Origin of the sequence: Hydrocoleum sp. CS-953 (assembly GCF_002260545.1) — a bacterium.
Lineage (GTDB): Bacteria > Cyanobacteriota > Cyanobacteriia > Cyanobacteriales > Microcoleaceae > Trichodesmium.
Map to the genome: position 1 here is coordinate 1 of NZ_LGSU01001058.1, position 6407 is coordinate 6407.

Sequence of the window (6407 nt, forward strand, 5' to 3'; positions counted from 1 at the left end):
CAAAAAAATTGAAGTACAAATTTTATATCTTTGAGATGCTAATAACCCATATATTTTTATGGGTTTAAATCCTTGATTTTGCAAAACAAATATTCCTCTATCATTTTCCTCTCTCTCAGAATTATAGAAAACTCCCCAGCCAGTTTTTGATAACTTTTTTTCAGATATAGCAATCCTATTGTAAAGTTAAGAAAGAAGAAGCAAGAATGGGTAAACATAAAAAATAAAGTGGAAAACGATAAAAATAACTATCTTAAATAAATTGGAGCAGCTATTTTTAAGCATATCTGAGCGAGATATACCTTTTTGTAGCATTCTTTTTTCAAAGTCGTATTAAGCAGATATACAAAATTAATTACACATTTTTCCAAATTGAAACCTTTTTACTACAAGAGTTCCAGAGAATTAGAGTAAGAAATCAATTCTGTGTAGGTGCTTACTTCTTACCGAATTATTAATAATTCTGGTTTAAAGCCTCCCCTTTTAAGGGGAAAAAAAGAAATAATATAGCAATCCTCTAATATCTTCGTGGCAAAAATCTTACTGCTTTTTAGGGCACACTTAACTGGGAATAGGTAACAGGTGGGAGTTTCAACTTTTTTATTTACTTTTTAATTACCCGCAACCTATGCGCGGATTGCTATATTTCCTTATCTTCAATTCCGTAACGGTTTTAACCAGAGGTAATTATCAATTATCCATTATCAATTATCAATTAATGAATTCCCCGTAGCGCTATGGTTAGGACTGTGGTATTATATGAGGAATAAGTTAACATAAGTTAATATAACAGGATTAATAATATAGTCCCCATACCATAAAAAACTAGGAGGATCAACCCCTGTGAATAATAAAAGGTGGAGAAACGCTGGCCTATATGCCCTATTAGCAATAGTAGTCATAGCCCTAGCAACAGCATTCTTCGATCAACAACCCCAAACTCGCGAAACCTGGAAATACAGTCAATTCATTCAGCAAGTAGAAAGCAATAACGTAGATAAAGTCAGTATAACCGCTGACCGGACAGTAGCCAGAGTAAAAGTAGCTGATGGAACCGTAGTCCTAGTTAACCTACCCAATGACCCTGACCTAATTAACATTCTCNGTCATAGCCCTAGCAACAGCATTCTTCGATCAACAACCCCAAACTCGCGAAACCTGGAAATACAGTCAATTCATTCAGCAAGTAGAAAGCAATAACGTAGATAAAGTCAGTATAACCGCTGACCGGACAGTAGCCAGAGTAAAAGTAGCTGATGGAACCGTAGTCCTAGTTAACCTACCCAATGACCCTGACCTAATTAACATTCTCACTCAAAACAACGTAAATATAGAAGTAATGCCCCAGAATGAAGAAGGTTTCTGGGTCAGAGCATTAAGCAGTTTATTCTTCCCTATCCTATTATTAGTAGGATTATTCTTCCTACTACGTCGCGCTCAAAGTGGACCAGGCAGCCAAGCAATGAACTTTGGTAAATCCAAAGCTAGAGTTCAAATGGAACCTCAAACCCAAGTAACATTTGGTGATGTAGCAGGTATCGAACAAGCAAAACTAGAACTAACCGAAGTAGTAGACTTCCTCAAAAATGCCGATCGCTTCACAGCAATAGGAGCCAAAATTCCCAAAGGCGTACTATTAGTAGGACCTCCCGGAACAGGTAAAACCCTATTAGCCAAAGCAGTTGCTGGAGAAGCAGGAGTACCATTTTTCTCCATCTCCGGTTCAGAATTTGTAGAAATGTTCGTAGGTGTAGGAGCTTCCCGCGTTAGAGACCTATTTGAACAAGCCAAGTCTAACGCTCCCTGTATCGTATTTATAGATGAAATTGATGCAGTAGGTCGTCAAAGAGGAGCTGGTTTAGGTGGTGGTAACGACGAAAGAGAACAAACTCTCAACCAACTACTCACCGAGATGGATGGTTTTGAAGGCAACACAGGTATCATTATTATTGCTGCTACTAACCGTCCCGACGTTTTAGACGCTGCCCTACTTCGTCCCGGTCGTTTTGACCGTCAAGTAGTAGTAGACCGCCCCGACTATGCAGGTCGTCTAGAAATTCTCAACGTTCATGCTCGTGGTAAGAGTCTCTCCAAAGATGTAGACTTAGAAAAAATTGCCCGTCGGACACCAGGGTTTACAGGAGCAGATTTATCTAATCTATTAAATGAAGGTGCTATATTAGCAGCTCGTCGCAACTTAACAGAAATCTCTATGGACGAAGTTAATGATGCTATTGACCGGGTATTAGCTGGTCCAGAAAAGAAAGACCGAGTAATGAGTGAAAAGCGTAAGGAATTAGTAGCATATCACGAAGCTGGTCATGCTTTGGTTGGAGCGTTGATGCCTGATTATGACCCNTATCTAATCTATTAAATGAAGGTGCTATATTAGCAGCTCGTCGCAACTTAACAGAAATCTCTATGGACGAAGTTAATGATGCTATTGACCGGGTATTAGCTGGTCCAGAAAAGAAAGACCGAGTAATGAGTGAAAAGCGTAAGGAATTAGTAGCATATCACGAAGCTGGTCATGCTTTGGTTGGAGCGTTGATGCCTGATTATGACCCAGTACAGAAGATTAGTATTATTCCTCGTGGTGGAGCTGGTGGTTTAACTTGGTTTACTCCTAGTGAAGACCGCATGGACTCTGGTTTGTACTCCCGCGCTTATCTCCAAAATCAAATGGCAGTTGCTTTAGGTGGTCGTCTTGCTGAGGAAATTGTTTTTGGTGATGAAGAGGTGACAACTGGTGCTTCTAATGACTTGCAGCAAGTCGCCCGTGTAGCGCGCCAGATGGTGACTCGCTTTGGGATGAGCGATCGCCTCGGTCCTGTGGCTCTTGGTCGTCAGAATGGTAATATGTTCTTAGGTAGAGATATTATGTCGGAACGAGATTTTTCTGAGGAAACTGCTGCTGCTATTGATGATGAGGTTCGTAATTTGGTAGACCAAGCTTATCGTCGTGCGAAGGAAGTTTTAGTAGGCAACCGTCATGTTTTGGATAAGTTGGCAGAAATGTTGGTTGATAAGGAGACTGTAGACTCTGATGAGTTACAGGAGTTATTAGCAACTAATGATGTGAAGATGGCGGCTTTAATTTAGTAATGAGGGGTCAGCGGTCATCTGTCAGCTGTCAGCTATTTTGTAGGGTGCGTTTCACTACATGACATAAAAATGAAATGTAACTTACCCTACTGGACTTCTATATTTTCAACTGATAACTGATAACTGATAACTGATAACTGAAAAAGTAGGGTGCGTTAGATTTCATTAACGCACCACCTCCGCCAAATATTTCTATCCTACATATTTTGGTTGGTGCCTTACGGTTCGGTAACTATCCACATCCATATTCTAGGTGCTTCAGGAAATGAATTAATTATTGCTCTATACGCAATAGTCGGAAAATTCTCACTATCCACCTCTATCTCGCAGGTGCTTCAGAAAATGAAACTATTATTGCTCTATAGAACCCATTTGGGATCTATAGATCGGCAGTGTGGGGAGAGGGGGGAGTAGGAGAGTGGGGAAGATGGCGAGATGGTGCATAAGGGGACATTAATAAGGGTGTTTTTCCTCTATTCTATTTCTCTGAGGAATGACTCAAGAGCCAAAAACCCACACTTTTCCAAAGATACCAAATGGCTTCTATACGCAATAGTGGGAAAATTCTCACTATTCACCTCCATCTGGAAGATGCTTCAGGAAATGAAATTACTATTGCTCTATACGCAATAGTCGAAAAATTTTACTATCCACTTCCATCTGGAAGATGCTTCAGGAAATGAAATTACTATCGCTCTATACGCATGGGGAAGAGAAATTCTCACTATTCACCTCCATCTCCCAGGAGCTTCAGAAAATGAAATTACTATTGCTCTATACGCATGGGGAAGAGAAATTCTCACTATTCACCTCCATCTCCCAGGAGCTTCAGAAAATGNTTCAGAAAATGAAATTACTATTGCTCTATACGCATGGGGAAGAGAAATTCTCACTATTCACCTCCATCTCCCAGGAGCTTCAGAAAATGAAATTACTATCGCTCTATACGCATGGGGAAGAGAAATTCTCACTATTCACCTCCATCTCCCAGGAGCTTCAGAAAATGAAATTTCATTGTGGCAAGAGAAAGTTATATCTTAAAAATTTGCCATTGCATAATTTTAGATGAAACAGTTCACTACTAGACTCTTGGGTTTGGAGAGCAAACCCCTACTCCCTACTCCCTACTCCCTACTCCCTACTCCCTACTCCCTACTCCTTCCTCAAAATACAATTAGCATCCAAAACAAATAAACTATCATTCTGAAAAACAGTACAAATAGGTATAGTCGTTGCCAAAGCAGAAATATATCCCAACCGCAAAAAAGTAACCGTCTCTTTTGCAGATTCATATTGCATTAACCAACTATTATCCTCAACATATTCCGGCGTAAAACCACCACGATGTAACATCCAAAAATCTATCCCATACCTTTGAATAAAACTTTTCACATCCATTAAATCTGAACTATATTGAGCAACAATTAAATCTATAACACGTTGGCGAAACTGACTATAATAACCAACCTGATAAGGAATAGCATATTCCCTACCCAACAAAATAGAACGTTGAGCAAATGTAGGTAATAAATTTGCCTCTTCCTCCAAAGAAGCAATCAAAATATCTTCCGGTTTTTCTCGAAAAAACTCATACAAATCTGTAGCTTTTCCCACCTTATATTTAACCAGAGGAAAACCTTTAACAAAAACTGGATATAACACCAGAGATGCCAGAATTAAACCTGTTAAAACCAAAGAAATAATAGTCTGAAATTTAATAGGAAACTTGCGTCTATTTTCTGCCAAATTAAACAAAGCATCAATAATTAAAGTAAGAGCGATCGCCGTTGCCAAAGCAATAATTATGCGGAAACTTAATCCTGTATATCTACTAGGAAGATGTAGTCGAAAAAGTAAGGCATGAGCAATAAAAAACATTCCCAAAGATGAGAGTAATAGATGTACTAATAACNGTCTGAAATTTAATAGGAAACTTGCGTCTATTTTCTGCCAAATTAAACAAAGCATCAATAATTAAAGTAAGAGCGATCGCCGTTGCCAAAGCAATAATTATGCGGAAACTTAATCCTGTATATCTACTAGGAAGATGTAGTCGAAAAAGTAAGGCATGAGCAATAAAAAACATTCCCAAAGATGAGAGTAATAGATGTACTAATAACCAAATATGATTGGTAATATTTTTGATTAAAGGAAAAGCAGAATTAAAAGATAATAAAAACGGTAAAACTAAACCCGCACATTGAGTCGCAGGAGTAAACAAAGACTTAGGAAATATACCACTACGTTTGCCAGTTAACCAAAAATCTTTAGGATGAACGTGAAAAAATGTACTCCTGCCATTAGGATAAAATTCTCTTAATTTCATCGCTGCTTCTCTGCTAATAGCAGGTCCGAATTCTGAAGAACTTAAAGCATAGGGTAATAAAACAAAAAATGCTGTACTTAAACCTACTCCACAAAGTAGAAANGACTTAGGAAATATACCACTACGTTTGCCAGTTAACCAAAAATCTTTAGGATGAACGTGAAAAAATGTACTCCTGCCATTAGGATAAAATTCTCTTAATTTCATCGCTGCTTCTCTGCTAATAGCAGGTCCGAATTCTGAAGAACTTAAAGCATAGGGTAATAAAACAAAAAATGCTGTACTTAAACCTACTCCACAAAGTAGAAAATCTTGTTTTTCTGATGATACTTGAAACCTGTCATTTTTCCAGTAAATTAGTCTCAAAATCAGCATTCCAGAAGCAACAAAAACATACTGCGGATAAAATAATCCGACCAGAGCGATCGCTATCCCGATTTTGACTAAATTACCACGAATTAAATAATATAAAAAAGCTAAAAAAAATGGATAAATAAATGCTCTAGGGGTAGCGGAAGCCACATCATCTTTCATCCAAATAGCCTGATTCATTACCAAAGCTGCAATAAATCCTGCCATAGGAACTGGCAATATTTCTAAAGTGATTCTAAAAATATAATAGGTGCAGATTAAACCAAGAATAAAAGGAATAATTTTTGCCAAAAAAAACGGATTAATTCCGATTGCTGCTGCACTTTTATAAAGCCAAGTATATCCGGCTGGAGCCACTGAATGAAAATAGTCAGCAATTAAATCATTAGGAAATAAATCTGGATTGAAAAAACGCTGCATCCAAAAAATATGTTGTCTGGCATCATCTTGAATACTCAGACTACTAGCAAAAGCTTTTTTTAGTGCTAAAAAACCATAAACAGTAGCAAAAGTCATGCTAAGACTAAACCAAAATATCACCCCTTGATACGATTTTTTATTAATAGGATAAGTCAAAAAATTATGTAAATTTGAAATTAACATT

Annotated in this window: 1 protein-coding gene and 2 pseudogenes; all 3 read left to right on the forward strand. The window is 37.8% G+C overall.

Going from position 1 to position 6407, the window contains the following annotated elements:
• Positions 1–843: 843 nt before the first annotated feature.
• A partial coding sequence (locus AFK68_RS15615) for an ATP-dependent metallopeptidase FtsH/Yme1/Tma family protein (RefSeq protein WP_210407427.1) occupies positions 844–1104 on the forward strand: 261 nt, incomplete at its 3' end.
• 1 nt (position 1105) lies between these two features.
• Positions 1106–2358: pseudogene (gene ftsH3 / locus AFK68_RS45345) on the forward strand (ATP-dependent zinc metalloprotease FtsH3); the annotation flags it as partial.
• A 1-nt stretch (position 2359) separates the two neighbouring features.
• Positions 2360–3102, forward strand: a pseudogene (gene ftsH3 / locus AFK68_RS15625) (ATP-dependent zinc metalloprotease FtsH3); the annotation flags it as partial.
• Positions 3103–6407: the final 3305 nt, after the last annotated feature.